Annotated in this window: 12 protein-coding genes; 7 read left to right on the forward strand and 5 right to left on the reverse strand. The window is 73.6% G+C overall.

What is annotated here, in order from left to right; all coding sequences use genetic code 11:
• Positions 1 to 28 precede the first annotated feature (28 nt).
• On the reverse strand, positions 29 to 895 hold the full coding sequence (locus ACWCXC_RS22315; protein ID WP_450890345.1) for a DUF4184 family protein: 867 nt from the start codon (positions 893 to 895) through the stop codon (positions 29 to 31).
• 242 nt (positions 896 to 1137) lie between these two features.
• Between ACWCXC_RS22315 and ACWCXC_RS22320 the strand changes: the two genes are divergently transcribed.
• From ACWCXC_RS22320 to ACWCXC_RS22330, 3 genes are all read left to right on the forward strand, one after another.
• Entirely contained in the window at positions 1138 to 2832 is a 1695-nt protein-coding gene (locus ACWCXC_RS22320; RefSeq protein WP_450890346.1) for a lytic murein transglycosylase, read from the forward strand.
• 189 nt (positions 2833 to 3021) lie between these two features.
• A complete protein-coding gene (locus ACWCXC_RS22325) occupies positions 3022 to 3159 on the forward strand; it encodes an SPW_0924 family protein (protein WP_450681034.1) in 138 nt (45 codons plus the stop codon).
• A gap of 55 nt (positions 3160 to 3214) precedes the next feature.
• Positions 3215 to 4210 (forward strand): DUF3068 domain-containing protein, encoded by a 996-nt coding sequence (locus ACWCXC_RS22330; RefSeq protein WP_450681035.1) that lies wholly within the window; start codon positions 3215 to 3217, stop codon positions 4208 to 4210.
• Here ACWCXC_RS22330 and hrpB read toward each other — a convergent pair.
• Positions 4197 to 6716, reverse strand: a complete 2520-nt coding sequence (gene hrpB, locus ACWCXC_RS22335; RefSeq protein ID WP_450890347.1) for an ATP-dependent helicase HrpB — start codon at positions 6714 to 6716, stop codon at positions 4197 to 4199. The genes ACWCXC_RS22330 and hrpB overlap by 14 nt on opposite strands.
• 52 nt (positions 6717 to 6768) lie before the next feature.
• Positions 6769 to 7581, reverse strand: a complete 813-nt coding sequence (locus tag ACWCXC_RS22340; protein WP_450890348.1) for a class I SAM-dependent methyltransferase — start codon at positions 7579 to 7581, stop codon at positions 6769 to 6771.
• Between the two features lie 399 nt (positions 7582 to 7980).
• On the opposite strand from ACWCXC_RS22340, the gene rpsA reads away from it, so the two are divergent.
• The gene (rpsA, locus tag ACWCXC_RS22345; RefSeq protein ID WP_450681038.1) at positions 7981 to 9492 is read left to right on the forward strand and encodes a 30S ribosomal protein S1; all 1512 of its coding nucleotides are present in this window, start codon (positions 7981 to 7983) and stop codon (positions 9490 to 9492) included.
• Positions 9493 to 9592: 100 nt separating this feature from the next.
• On the opposite strand, the gene ACWCXC_RS22350 is transcribed toward rpsA, so the two are convergent.
• Positions 9593 to 10552: a right-handed parallel beta-helix repeat-containing protein gene (locus tag ACWCXC_RS22350; protein ID WP_450890349.1), complete on the reverse strand. Its 960-nt coding sequence runs from the start codon at positions 10550 to 10552 to the stop codon at positions 9593 to 9595.
• Between the two features lie 318 nt (positions 10553 to 10870).
• Here ACWCXC_RS22350 and ACWCXC_RS22355 point away from each other — a divergent pair, with 318 nt between their 5' ends.
• From ACWCXC_RS22355 to ACWCXC_RS22365, 3 genes are all read left to right on the forward strand, one after another.
• A complete protein-coding gene (locus tag ACWCXC_RS22355; protein WP_450681040.1) occupies positions 10871 to 11809 on the forward strand; it encodes a PAC2 family protein in 939 nt (312 codons plus the stop codon).
• Positions 11810 to 11854: 45 nt separating this feature from the next.
• On the forward strand, positions 11855 to 12460 hold the full coding sequence (gene coaE, locus ACWCXC_RS22360; RefSeq protein WP_450681041.1) for a dephospho-CoA kinase: 606 nt from the start codon (positions 11855 to 11857) through the stop codon (positions 12458 to 12460).
• Between the two features lie 112 nt (positions 12461 to 12572).
• Entirely contained in the window at positions 12573 to 12941 is a 369-nt protein-coding gene (locus tag ACWCXC_RS22365) for a tetratricopeptide repeat protein (RefSeq protein WP_450681042.1), read from the forward strand.
• Between the two features lie 33 nt (positions 12942 to 12974).
• On the opposite strand, the gene ACWCXC_RS22370 is transcribed toward ACWCXC_RS22365, so the two are convergent.
• Positions 12975 to 13277 (reverse strand): DUF6343 family protein, encoded by a 303-nt coding sequence (locus ACWCXC_RS22370; RefSeq protein ID WP_450890350.1) that lies wholly within the window; start codon positions 13275 to 13277, stop codon positions 12975 to 12977.
• Between the last annotated feature and the right edge of the window lie 13 nt (positions 13278 to 13290).

The raw sequence follows: 13290 nt of genomic DNA on the forward strand, positions 1-13290 counted from the left end.
CGGGGGGCCTCGCCCCCGGTTCCCCGGTTCAGCCGCCGCTGCGGCCCGACGACCGGGCCGGAGCGGCGGGCGGTGCGGTGGGGCCGCCGCGGCGGTGGCGCAGCCGCACCCCGGCCGCGTACAGCACCAGTCCGGCCGCCAGCCCGGCGCCCGCGCCGAAGCAGGCGGTCGGGATGATGTCCAGCGGTGTGTCCGGGCGCCCGTGGTAGGCGTACCAGCGCGCGCAGCGGTGGACGAGGCCGGTCAGCGCGCACAGGGCGAGCAGCGAGACCGACCACCACCGGGCCCGCCGGTCCAGGACCGGCAGAGCGGGCGGGGCGGGCCGGTCCGGGGTGCTCCGCAGCCCCGCCACCACGAACCGGGCGAGGACCAGCAGGGCCAGCGCCGAGGTGCCGTACTGCGCGAGCTGGAACACCGGATGTCCCGCCACGCTCCGTCCGAGGACCGGGACCAGCCGCACCCCCCACCGGTCGTGGTGGGTGAAGGCGTCCCAGACGACATGCGTCCCGGCCCCGATGACGGCCGCGATCGCGAACCACAGCGCGGCGCGCACCGCCCCGGGGCCCCGCGGCGGCACGCGGCGTTCCCCGCCCAGCCAGCCGTGCACCCGCCCCTGACGGCCCGTGGGCAGCAGCGCCACGAGGGGGTCGCGCAGCAGCAGCCAGAGCGCCGCGGCCGCCGCCGTGATCAGGACGTCGACGGTGAGCACGCCCCACCAGGCGTGGGTGACCTGCCCGAACTCCATGGCGCCCGGAATCACCGTGTCCGCGTAGAACGTCAGGTCGGGGGCGAAGGATCCGGCGACGAGCGCGGAGGCGAGGAGAGGGCCGCGCCCCGTCCCGTCGCGGCGGATTCCGGGCAGGACGGCGGCGGCGTGGCTGAGCGTGAACGGCATGCCGGGAAGTATGCGTGAGCGGGGGCCGCGGCCCGGCGGCCCCCTGGGACTGTCGCCCCGGGCCGGGGCGAGGGGGAGACGCGGACGAGCGCAGTCCGCCGGACGGTTTGCGGAACGGAACGTGAAAAAGCGGTGAGAAGCGTCCGGGTCACTGTGTGCGGGCGCCGGAAGTTGCCGTAGGGTCGCGTGAGTCCGGGCCCAGGGGAGAGGGGCCGGCCGACGAAGGGGAGGGGCCACACGTTATGGCAGCGCAATTCGGTCGCCGACTGCGCAGGGGGGCGGCGACCACGGCCGTGGCCGCTGCCGCCGTGGCGGCGCTCTCCGCGTCCCAGGCCCCCGGTTCGCCGCTGGTGGCCTCCGAGGGCGGCGAGCAGCCGACCGCCGGTGCGACACCCTCGGGCGACGGGGCCGCGTCGGGCAACTCGCCCTACTTCACGGACCTGCCGCCGCTGGCGACGCCGGACAAGCCCGGCACCTCCGTCAACCTTCCGGTGACCGGAAGCGTCGAATCGGGCATACCGGCCTCGATCCTCGCGGCGTACAAGAAGGCCGAGCAGACCGTCGCCGGCACGGACCCCGCCTGCCGGCTGCCGTGGCAGCTCCTCGCCGCGATCGGCAAGGTCGAGTCCGGCCAGGCGCGCGGCGGCCGGGTCGACGCCCAGGGCACCACGCTCTCCCCGATCCTCGGCCCCGCCCTCAACGGCCAGGGCTTCGCCCTCATCAAGGACACCGACAACGGCGCCTACGACGGGGACCGTACGCACGACCGCGCCGTCGGCCCCATGCAGTTCATCCCGTCCACCTGGGCGGTCTGGGGCGTGGACGGCAACGGGGACGGCCGCAAGGACCCCAACAACATCTACGACGCCGCGCTCGCCGCGGGCCGCTACCTGTGCGCCGGATCGCGCGATCTGGCCCTCGCCGCGGACCTGGACCGGGCGGTCCTGAGCTACAACCACTCGGACGAGTACCTGCGCACCGTCCGCTCCTGGTTCGAGTACTACAAGCGCGGCACCCACGAGGTGCCCGACGGGACCGGCATCCTGCCCGTCGGCAGCAGCGACGGGCGGCGCCCCGGCAGCCGCACCCCGGACCGCACCCCGTCGCCGTCGGCGTCGACGTCTCCCTCGCCCTCGCCGTCCGGATCGGCCTCGGCCTCCCCGAAGCCCCCGGCGAAGCCGACCCCCTCGCCCTCGGACCCGGGCCGCCCCGGCACCTCGACGTCCCCGGCGCCGAAGCCCGAGCCCACCCCGACCCCGTCGCTCGCCTCCGTGCGCGACGCGGGCACCGGCGACCTGACCGCCACCGCCGGCGCCCCCTTCGCCGAGCGGATCAAGGTCCGGGCGCGCAGCAACCTCGGCACCCCGCTCGCCACGGTGTCCGTCACCTTCACCGTCACCGGGGACACCGACGCCTCCTTCGGCGGCAAGAGCACGGTCACGGTGCTCACCGGTGCCGACGGCACGGCCACCGCCCCGGTGCTCACGGCCGGCGAGAAGACCGGTGACTTCACCGTGCGCGCCACGGCCACCGGCACCTCGCTGCCCGCCGTCTCCTACCCGGCGACCGTCACCGCCCGGCAGGCCGACGCCCTCGCCAGGACCGGCACCGAGGAGCTGACCGCCGTCGCCGGCCAGGAGTTCGCGGACATCACCGCGCGGGCCACGTACAAGGGCGCCGCCGCCGCCCGGGTCGCCGTCACCGCCACGATGATCACCGACGACGAGCAGCCGGCCGAGAACGACAAGGGGCCGTACTTCACGGACGACGAGGGCGACCCGGTCCGCACCCTGGAGCTGACCACCGACGCCGACGGCACGGTCGCCCTGCCGAAGATCTACGCGGACGGCGCGGCGGGCACGTACAAGCTGCGCCTCACCACCGAGGGCGGCGCCACGGTCGTCATCGAACTGACCGTGGAGGCACCTCCCGCCTGACCCCGGGCCCGCACCGGCCCACCGACAGCCCCCGACCGGGACCCCGGCCGGGGGCTGTCGCCGTGCGCGCCCGCGCGGCCCCGGGCCCGACCGGCGGATCGGGGTCTACGTGTTCTCATCTCGGGCCCGGGTTGCTACGGTGCCCCAGCCCTGACGACCCATCAGTTCCGTGCTCCCGGGAGGCCGACCATGCGTGCCCTCGTCGCCGCCGCCATCGGACTGGCCGCCGCCCTCGCCCTCGTCCTCACCGTCAGCGCGATCGGCGCCCCGCCCGGCGAGACCTCGCCCAAACCCCTGCTGACCACGGTCCCGTCCCCCCAGCGGTAAGCCGCACCGCACCGAGCACACCACCGCCCGCACCCGCGAGCAGAGGGAGGCACCCATGCGCCGCCGAGCCGGCCTCGTACTCCTGGCCTTCGCCGTGTTCTTCGCTGCGCTGTCACCCCTGCTGCGGTGGTACGCCTTCCCCCGGCTCGCGAAGATCCCGCCGAACCAGTACCAGGAGACCGTGCTGGAGGCGAAGCCCGCCACCCTCCTCGACTACACCACCCTCAAGGCGAAGAAGGTCGACCGGATCACCATCGTGCAGACCCTCAAGGGCAACGTGGAGGAGTCCGAGAAGATCGAACGCAGCGCGGGACGCGACGTCGTCGTCTGGGACGCCCTCTCCTACGTGCAGGGCCCCGACGGCAAGATGGTCTCCAAGATCCCCGAGCGCTACATCTTCGACGCCCACAGCCAGGCCCCCGTCCACGCCACCGGGGAGATGGTCGACGGCGACCCGGTCAGCCGCGAGGGCATCGAGTACAAGTGGCCCTTCCTCACCGAGAAGCGCGACTACGAGTACTTCGACGCCCAGACCCGCACCAGCTCGCCCATCCACTACAAGGGCACCCGCACCTTCCGGGGCATGGAGGTCTACTACTTCGAGCAGACCATCCCCTGGACCAAGGTCCCCATGCCCAAGTCCATGCCCATCAAGGGCATCACCGCCGAGCAGATCGCCAAGACCGGTGTCACCCGCTGGTACACCACCAAGCGGATGTTCTGGGTGGACCCGGTCACCGGCGCGCCCGTCAACGGCGAGGAGGTGCACCGCGAGGAGCTGCGCAACGCCAAGGCCATGGGCATGTCCGAGGACACCGTCACCGTGTTCGCGGGCCATGTGAAGATGCGCGAGGACTACATCGTCTCCATCGGCGACACCGTCACGTCCCAGCGGGTCCTGATCCTGCTGCTCACCTCGTACCTGCCCTGGGGATTCCTCGCCCTCGGCGCCGTGCTGCTGACCCTCGCGCTGTGGCTGGAGGCCCGCTCCCGCAGGCCCGCCGCGACGGCACCCGGGCCCGCGCCCGAGCCGGCCCCTACCCCCGCCTGAGCCGGGCCGTGGTGAACCGGGTCGCCGCCGCGGTCGTGGGGTCCTCGGGCCACGGGTGCTTGGGATACCGGCCGCGCAGCTCCGCCCGGACCGCCCGGTAGCCCTCGCGCCAGAACGACGCCAGATCCGCCGTCACGGCCGCCGGACGGCCCGCCGGGGACAGCAGATGCACCAGGACCGGAACCCCCGCCACCACCGGGGTCTCCCGGAGCCCGAACAGCTCCTGGAGCTTCACCGCGAGCACCGGCCGCTCCCCGCCGTACTCCACCCGGATCCGGGAACCGCTCGGCACCTCGATGCGCTCCGGCGCCAGCTCGTCCAGCCGCGCCGCCTCGCCCGTCGCCCACGGCAGCAGCCGGCGCAGCGCCTGGCCGGCGTCGATCCCCGCCAGGTCCGCCCGGCGGCGGGCCCGCGACAGCTCAGGCTCCAGCCAGCTCCCCGGATCCGCCAGCAGTGCCTCGTCCGACACGTCCGGCCAGGGCGCGCCCAGCTCCCGGTGGAGGAAGGCCAGCCGCTCCCGCAACTGCCCCGCGTCCCTGCTCCAGCGCAGCAGCCCCGGCCCCTCCCGGCGCACCCCCTCGATCAGGGCCTCGCGCACCAGGGCCGGATCCGGGTCCTTCAGCGGGCGCGCCGACAGCTCCACCGCCCCCAGACGCTCCACCCGCCGCGCCACCACGTCCCGGCCGTCCCAGCGGACCTCCTCGCCCGCGAACCGCAGATGACCGGCGGCCAGCCGCGCCGTGTCCTCGTCGATCACGGCGGCCAGGGAGACCCGTGCCGACGCCGCGTGCGCCGGCCGGTCCGCGACCGCGACCGCCAGCCAGGCCGCACCCCGCAGCACCGAGCCCTCCCGGGGCTCCGCGCCGGTGCCCGAGGCCATCAGGAACGCCCCCTGGCCCCGGGCCCGCGCCACCCGCTCGGGGAACGCCAGGGCCGCCACCAGGCCGACCGCGGCGTCGTCCGTGCCGGACCCGCCGGACTCCGCGCGCCGCGCGTCCGCCCCGCCCTCCGGCGCGGACGACAGCCGCCGCACCTCCTGGCGCCAGCGCGCCGCGTACCCGTCCCGGCCCCGGCGCGCGGTACGCAACGCCGCCGCCAGATCGTCGCCGTACTCCCTCGGCGGCTCCTCGCTCAGCAGCGCCACCACCTCGGCCGCCCGCCGTCCGCCGATCCGGTCCGCGCCGTCCAGCAGCGCCCTGGCCAGCCGGGGATGGAGCCCCAGCCGCGCCATCCGCGCGCCCCGCCCGGTCACCCGGCCGTCCGGGCCCACGGCCCCGACGGCCGTCAGCACCTCCCGGGCGGCGGCCAGCGCCCCGGCCGGCGGTGCGTCCAGCAGCGCGAGTCCCGAGGCGTCCGGATCGCCCCAGCAGGCCGCCTGGAGGGCGAACGCGGTCAGATCGGCCACCGTGATCTCGGGGGAGGGGAACGCGGCCAGCCGCCCGTCCTCGGCCTGCTCCCAGCAGCGGTACACCGTCCCGGGCGCCTCGCGGCCCGCCCGGCCGGCGCGCTGCCGGCCCGCCGCCCGCGAGGCCCGTACCGTCGTCAGCGCGCTCAGCCCGCGCGCGTGGTCGGTGCGCGGCTCCCTGGCGAGCCCGGAGTCCACCACGGTCCGCACCCCCGGCACGGTCAGGGAGGACTCCGCCACCGAGGTCGCGAGCACCACCCGGCGGCCCGTGGACGAACCCGCGAGGACCGCGTCCTGCACGGCGGCCGGGGCCCGCCCGTGGACCTGGAGCACCTCGGCCGCCACCCCGGACAGCTGCCCCGCCACCCGGCCGATCTCGCCGACCCCGGGCAGGAAGCAGAGCACGTCGCCGTCCCGCTCGGCCAGTGCCCGCCGCACCACGGACGCGACATGGCCGAGCAGCGCCGGATCGACCCGCATCCCGTGCGGCGGCCGCACCGGGCGCACGGGCGGCGCCCACACCACCTCCACCGGATGCGAGACGCCCTGCGCCTCGACCACCGGGACGTCACCGAGCAGCCGCGCCCACCCCTCGGCGTCGGTCGTCGCCGAGGCCGCCACCAGCCGCAGCTCGGGGCGGAGCGCCGCGCGCACGTCCAGCAGGAACGCGGCCACGGTGTCCGCGTCGAGATGGCGCTCGTGGCACTCGTCGATGATCACCGTGTCGACGCCGGAGAGTTCCTGGTCGCGCTGGAGCCGCTGGAGGAGCACCCCTGTGGTGACCACCTCCACCACCGTCCCCGGGCCCACCGACCGCTCGCCGCGCACGGTGAAACCGACCCGCTCACCTGTCCGCTCGCCGAGCAGCCACGCCATCCGCCGGGCCGCCGCGCGGGCGGCGATCCGGCGCGGCTCGGCCACCACCACCCGGCGCACCGGTCCGTCACCGGTCAGCCCGGCCAGGACCAGCGGAACGAGCGTCGTCTTGCCGGTGCCGGGCGGCGCGCACAGCACCGCCGCACCGCGGTCGTCGAGCGCCCGCCGCAGCGCGGGCACGGCGGAGCGGACGGGCAGCCGGTCCAGGGCGTCGGTACGGATCACGCCCCCAGTCTCGTACGGCGGGGGCGCGAACCGTTCACTGCGGTCCGGCCGCTCAGTCCCGCACGCAGACGAAGATCGCGGTCCCCGGGATCAGATGGCCGCGCAGCGGGGACCAGCCGCCCCACTCCTGGCCGTTCCAGTCCGGCCACTCCGGCTCCACCAGATCGATCAGCCGGAAGCCTCCCGCCACCACGTCGCGCACCCGGTCGCCGAGGGTGCGGTGGTGCTCCACGTACACCGCCTCGCCCCGCTCGTCCTGCTCGACGTACGGCGTGCGGTCGAAGTACGAGGCGGCCACCGACAGGCCCTCGGGCCCCGGCTCGTCCGGGAAGGCCCAGCGGATCGGGTGGGTGACGGAGAAGACCCAGCGTCCGCCGGGGCGCAGCACCCGGTGGACCTCGCGGAACACCCGGATCGGGTCGGCGACGAAGGGCACCGCGCCGTAGGCCGAGCAGGCCAGGTCGAAGGAGCCGTCGCGGAAGGGCAGTGTCCCGGCGTCCGCCTCGACCAGCGGCACGTCCCCGCCGATGCGCAGGGCGTGCTGGAGCTGGCGGTGGGAGAGGTCCAGGGCGACGGGCCGGGCGCCCTGCGCGGCCAGCCAGCGCGAGCACTGCGCGGCCCCGGCACCGATCTCCAGGACGTCCAGACCGCGCAGCGAGGCGGCCGGGCCGAGCAGGGCGGCCTCGGCCTCGTCGAGCCCCTCCGGGCCCCAGACGAAGCGGTCGTCGCCGAGGAAGGCGCCGTGATCGGTCTGGTACTCGTCGGCGTTCCGGTCCCACCAGCCGCGGCTGGCCCGGCTGCTCTCGGCGCTCCCCGCGGTGCGGCGCGTCGCCTCGGGTTCGGCGGCGTAGATCTCTTGGCTCATCGTGCCCGTCGTTGTAGTTTGCCTTCACCCCGTCGTACGCGGTCCGTACCAAGGGGCCCGTGAAGTGCGGAAGCCGTGTGTCCGGACCGCGCCGGAGCGGATCTGGCCTCGGTGAACCCGAGTTGTGCCGGATATGGGGCGTTCCGTCGGTGGTGTCCGCCTTCGCGCATTGACCGTGCCCTGCTGCCCCCGTATGCTACAAGTTGCGCTGCGAGCCTGCGCTCCTCAGACCTAGCAGGCCGCGCTCGCGTCTGTTGTAAGTCCCCTCGGTTCACGAGAGGCGCCTCCCGGGTCCGCGGGATCGGCGCTTCCCGGGCTGTCCGGCTTCCGCAGAGGCGATACGGGTTCTCGGCGTAGCAGTACCTACGACTCACTGTCCGTACCGGAGCCCTTTCCCACATGACGAGCAGCACCGAGACCACCGCCACCACTCCGCAGGTTGCGGTCAACGACATCGGCGACGCGGACGCGTTCCTCGCGGCGATCGACGAGACGATCAAGTACTTCAACGACGGCGACATCGTTGACGGTGTCATCGTCAAGGTTGACCGGGACGAGGTTCTCCTCGACATCGGTTACAAGACCGAAGGTGTCATCCCGAGCCGCGAGCTCTCGATCAAGCACGACGTCGACCCGAACGAGGTCGTCAAGGTCGGCGACGAGATCGAGGCCCTGGTTCTCCAGAAGGAGGACAAGGAAGGCCGCCTGATCCTCTCGAAGAAGCGTGCTCAGTACGAGCGTGCCTGGGGCACCATCGAGAAGATCAAGGAAGAGGACGGCATCGTCACCGGTACCGTCATCGAGGTCGTCAAGGGTGGTCTCATCCTCGACATCGGCCTCCGCGGCTTCCTGCCGGCGTCGCTGGTCGAGATGCGCCGCGTCCGCGACCTCCAGCCGTACGTGGGCAAGGAGCTCGAAGCCAAGATCATCGAGCTGGACAAGAACCGCAACAACGTGGTCCTGTCCCGCCGTGCCTGGCTGGAGCAGACCCAGTCCGAGGTGCGCCAGACGTTCCTCACGACCCTGCAGAAGGGCCAGGTCCGCTCCGGCGTCGTCTCCTCGATCGTCAACTTCGGTGCGTTCGTGGACCTCGGCGGCGTCGACGGTCTCGTGCACGTCTCCGAGCTGTCCTGGAAGCACATCGACCACCCCTCCGAGGTTGTCGAGGTCGGCCAGGAAGTCACCGTCGAGGTCCTCGACGTGGACATGGACCGCGAGCGCGTGTCCCTGTCGCTCAAGGCGACGCAGGAAGACCCGTGGCAGCAGTTCGCCCGTACGCACCAGATCGGGCAGGTCGTTCCCGGTAAGGTCACCAAGCTCGTTCCGTTCGGTGCGTTCGTCCGCGTCGACGAGGGCATCGAGGGCCTGGTCCACATCTCCGAGCTGGCCGAGCGCCACGTGGAGATCCCGGAGCAGGTCGTTCAGGTCAACGACGAGATCTTCGTCAAGGTCATCGACATCGACCTGGAGCGCCGCCGCATCAGCCTCTCGCTGAAGCAGGCCAACGAGTCCTTCGGTGGCGACCCGGCCTCGGTCGAGTTCGACCCGACCCTGTACGGCATGGCCGCGTCCTACGACGACCAGGGCAACTACATCTACCCCGAGGGCTTCGACCCCGAGACCAACGACTGGCTCGAGGGCTTCGAGGCTCAGCGCGAGATCTGGGAGACCCAGTACGCCGAGGCGCAGCAGCGCTTCGAGCAGCACCAGGCCCAGGTCATCAAGTCCCGCGAGGCCGACGAGGCCGCTGCCGCCGAGGGCGCTGCCGCCCCGGTGGGTGGCGGTCAGGCCGCCTCGGGTGGCACCGGCGGCGGTTCGTACTCCTCGGAGTCGACGGACAACTCCGGCGCCCTGGCGTCGGACGAGGCGCTCGCCGCCCTGCGCGAGAAGCTGGCGGGCGGCCAGAGCTGACGCTCTGACCCTCCGGCCGGTCTCCGGTCGCGGTAGGTAGTCGACGGGTGAGGCCCGCTCCCTCCGGGGAGCGGGCCTCACGCGCGTCCGGGGCCGGGTGTCACGGGGTGACGGGGATGTCGGCCAGCCCGTTGCCGCCGGTCACGGTGTTGCTCGCGTAGACCGTCGTGGGGCAGCCAGCGCCGTAGTTGGTGATGTGGAACGCGAGGCGCCGGTCGCCCGTCGCCCCGGACAGGTCCGAAGTGTTGTTCCGGAAGACGGTCCCGCAGCCCCAGCCGCTCTGCTGGGTGTGGGTCTCGTAGCCGTTGTTGGTCGTACGGGTGCCGTGGTTGCCCTCGACGAGGACGCCGTTGCCCTTCACATCGACCCAGGAGTCGTCGTAGTTGGCGCCGGTGAGCCCGCTGCCGTCGAAGGTGTTGCCGATGATCCGGGCCCCGGTGGTGCCCTCCTTGATGTCGACGTTCTCGCCGCCGACCCCCGGCCCGATGACGTTGTCGAGGATCTGCACCCGGTCGCTGCGGTCGGAGAGGTCCCCGGCCGTGCCGACGTAGATGCCCTCGCCCATGCCGCGTCCGTTGTGACCGGTGTCGTAGATCCGGGAGCCGCGGATGACGCCGTCGCTGCTGGAGGAGCGGAAGTGCACGCCCTCCATGTCGAGGTCGTGCACGGTCACGGAGTCGATGACCACCCCGTCGGCCCCGTCGGTCACGATGCCCTTCTGGCCGCCGGTGACGGTGACGCCCTTCACCGTCCAGTACGAGGCGCCGTTGAGGTGCAGTCCGTAGCCGCCGCCGGCGGTGAGGACGGCCCCGGACGAGCCGGTGAGGGTGATGCGGGCGGAGGCGGTGCCGGGGGTGTACGCCTTGAAGTTGCCGGTGTAGGTGCCGTCCGCGAGATGGATCGTGCCGCCCGGGGCGACCGAGGCGAGCGCCGCCTTGAGCTGGGAGGCGGTCGTCACCTCGATGACCCCGGCCGCGCTCGCCGGTGCGGCGGAGGCGAGGGCGCAGGAGGCGGTGGCGAGCGCGGCGGCCAGGGCGGGGAGCAGCGTGCGGGTGCGCATGGGGTGCCTTCCCGTGGGTGAAAGGAGCGTCCAGGTGGTTCTCGTACATGAATGTGGGGCGAGAATCTGAACTTCGCTGCCCAGTGACGGTAGGGATGCGGGGTGTTCATGTCAAGGTCTGGACCATTGTCCCGAGGCGGTGCGCGAGGAGGGCTCCCGCGCGAACCCCCTTCGGGGCGCCGGGAGCTGACGCACACTTCGCACACGGGGCACTGCCCGCCCGGATGCGTGGGTACACGTGAGGAGAAGAGGCACGGAGGGGAATGCCCGCGCCCCTCGGGACGTTCTTCTTCAGGAACACAAGGAGGAGCGGTAACCGTGCCTGATCCGCAGAGTTTGTACGAATGGGAGCCGAAGGGCCTGGCTGTCGTCGACATGGCGCTCGCCCAGGAGTCGGCCGGCCTGGTCATGCTCTACCACTTCGAGGGATACATCGACGCGGGCGAGACCGGTGAGCAGATCGTCGACGGGCTGATCGACTCGCTGCCCCACCAGGTCGTGGCCCGGTTCGACCACGACCGCCTCGTGGACTACCGCGCCCGGCGCCCGCTGCTGACGTTCAAGCGCGACCGCTGGTCGGCGTACGAGACGCCGACGCTGGAGGTCCGCGTGGTGCAGGACGCCACCGGCGCCCCCTTCCTGCTGCTGTCCGGGCCCGAGCCGGACGTGGAGTGGGAGCGCTTCGCCGCCGCCGTCGAGGAGATCGTGGAGCGGCTCGGCGTCCGGCTCTCGGTCACCGCGCACGGCATCCCGATGGGCGTTCCGCACACCCGCCCGGTCGGCATCACCCCGCACGGCAACCGCACCGACCTGATGCCCGGCCACCGCAGCCCCTTCGACGAGGCGCAGGTGCCCGGCTCCGCCGCCGCCCTCGTGGAGTACCGGCTGATGGAGGCCGGACACGATGTGCTCGGCGTCGCCGCCCATGTGCCGCACTACGTCGCCCGCTCGCCCTACCCCGACGCCGCGCTCACCGCGCTGGAGTCGATCACCGCGGCGACCGGCCTCGTCCTGCCCACCGTCGCCCACGCGCTGCGCACCGAGGCGCACCGCACCCAGACGGAGATCGCCCGCCAGGTCGACCAGGGGGACGAGGAACTGGTCGCGCTCGTCGAGGGCCTTGAGCACCAGTACGACGCGGTCGCCGGATCCGAGACGCGCGGCAATCTGGTCGCCGAGCCGGTGGACCTGCCCTCGGCCGACGAGATCGGCCTCGAATTCGAGCGGTTCCTCGCCGAGCGCGAGGGGGACGGCTGACGGCCGCCGGTCCCCGGCCCGGTGCCACCCCCTAAGCTGCGGCTCATGCTGACAGTGGGCCTGACCGGCGGTATCGGCGCCGGCAAGAGTGAAGTGTCCCGGCTGCTCGCCGGTTACGGGGCCGTCCTGATCGACGCGGACCGGATCGCCCGCGAGGTCGTGGAGCCCGGAACCCCCGGGCTCGCCGCCGTCGTCGAGGAGTTCGGCACCGGGATCCTCGCCCCCGACGGGACCCTGGACCGGGCCGGACTCGGGGCGATCGTCTTCGCCGACAGCGCGCGCCTGGCCGCGCTCAACGCGATCGTCCACCCGCTGGTGGGCGCCCGCTCGGCCGAACTGGAGGCGGCCGCCGCCCCCGGCTCGGTCGTCGTCCACGACGTGCCCCTGCTCACCGAGAACGGCCTCGCCCCGCTCTACGATCTGGTCGTCGTGGTCGACGCCTCGCCGGAGACCCAGCTCGACCGCCTCGTGCGGCTGCGCGGCATGACCGAGCAGGAGGCGCGGGCCCGGATGGCCGCCCAGGCGACCCGGGAGCAGCGCCGCGCCGTGGCCGATCTGCTCATCGACAACGACGGGCCCATCGAGGCGCTGGAGCCCCGGGTCCGCGAGGTCTGGGCGGAGCTGACCCGCCGGGCCGCGACCACCGGCTGAGAGCCCGCGCCGCTCCCGTACGCGGAACACCGGTGCGGAATACCGGCCGCCGGGGCGGCGTTCCCCGGGCGGCGGGGCGTTCACCCTGCGTGGGCGAGGGAAGGAAGCGACTGTGCCCGAACGGAACCCGGAAACCCATGTCATCGACTTCCGCGCGGCCGAACACCTGCTGGCCGCGCGCGACCCCCGGGGCGCGGTGCGGCTGCTCGACTCGGTGATCGCCCACCACCCGGAGAACACCGCCGCCCGGCTGCTGCGCGCCCGCGCCTTCTTCGCCGCCGCGCAACTGCGCCCGGCGGAGCTGGAGTTCGAGCTGGTGCTGGAGCGGGAGCCGGACAACGCCTTCGCGCACTTCGCGCTGGCCCGCACCTTCGAGCGCTCCGGCCAGTCCGAGCGCGCCAGGCGCCACTTCCGGCTCGCGGCGGCGCTCGACCCGAACCCGGAGTATCTGCGGGCGGCCCGCTTCGACACGGAGGACTGACCCCGGGCGCCGAGAAGGGGCGGGAGCGGGCACTCAGGGCCTGTACGGCCGGCGTCCGCGCGGCTCCCGCGACCGCCCGTCGCCGTGGTCGGGCTCGTACGGCGGGACCGTACGGCCCGGCTGGTAATGGGCCCCCTGGCGCAGACGGCGGACGACCACGATCAGATCCGCCAGGACCAGCACGAGCAGCAGCCCGCAGGCCGCCGCCCACCCCGGCCTGCCTGCCACGGCGAACGCCGTCACGCCGAAGACCGCCCAGGCCAGGCCCCATAGACTCAGCCAGAGCCGCATCCGCAGAGGACTGCGGGCGCTCGTCGGTTCATTACCGGTACGCATGGCTCACCCGCCT

The sequence above is a fragment of the Streptomyces sp. NPDC001515 genome, from assembly GCF_053597115.1.

Bases quoted from the DNA above. Each gene is read 5' to 3' on its own strand.
- ACWCXC_RS22315 (WP_450890345.1), bottom strand. From the start codon at position 895: ATGCCGTTCACGCTCAGCCACGCCGCCGCCGTCCTGCCCGGAATCCGC.
- ACWCXC_RS22320 (WP_450890346.1), top strand. From the start codon at position 1,138: ATGGCAGCGCAATTCGGTCGCCGACTGCGCAGGGGGGCGGCGACCACG.
- ACWCXC_RS22325 (WP_450681034.1), top strand. From the start codon at position 3,022: ATGCGTGCCCTCGTCGCCGCCGCCATCGGACTGGCCGCCGCCCTCGCC.
- ACWCXC_RS22330 (WP_450681035.1), top strand. From the start codon at position 3,215: ATGCGCCGCCGAGCCGGCCTCGTACTCCTGGCCTTCGCCGTGTTCTTC.
- ACWCXC_RS22340 (WP_450890348.1), bottom strand. From the start codon at position 7,581: ATGAGCCAAGAGATCTACGCCGCCGAACCCGAGGCGACGCGCCGCACC.
- rpsA (WP_450681038.1), top strand. From the start codon at position 7,981: ATGACGAGCAGCACCGAGACCACCGCCACCACTCCGCAGGTTGCGGTC.
- ACWCXC_RS22350 (WP_450890349.1), bottom strand. From the start codon at position 10,552: ATGCGCACCCGCACGCTGCTCCCCGCCCTGGCCGCCGCGCTCGCCACC.
- coaE (WP_450681041.1), top strand. From the start codon at position 11,855: ATGCTGACAGTGGGCCTGACCGGCGGTATCGGCGCCGGCAAGAGTGAA.
- ACWCXC_RS22370 (WP_450890350.1), bottom strand. From the start codon at position 13,277: ATGCGTACCGGTAATGAACCGACGAGCGCCCGCAGTCCTCTGCGGATG.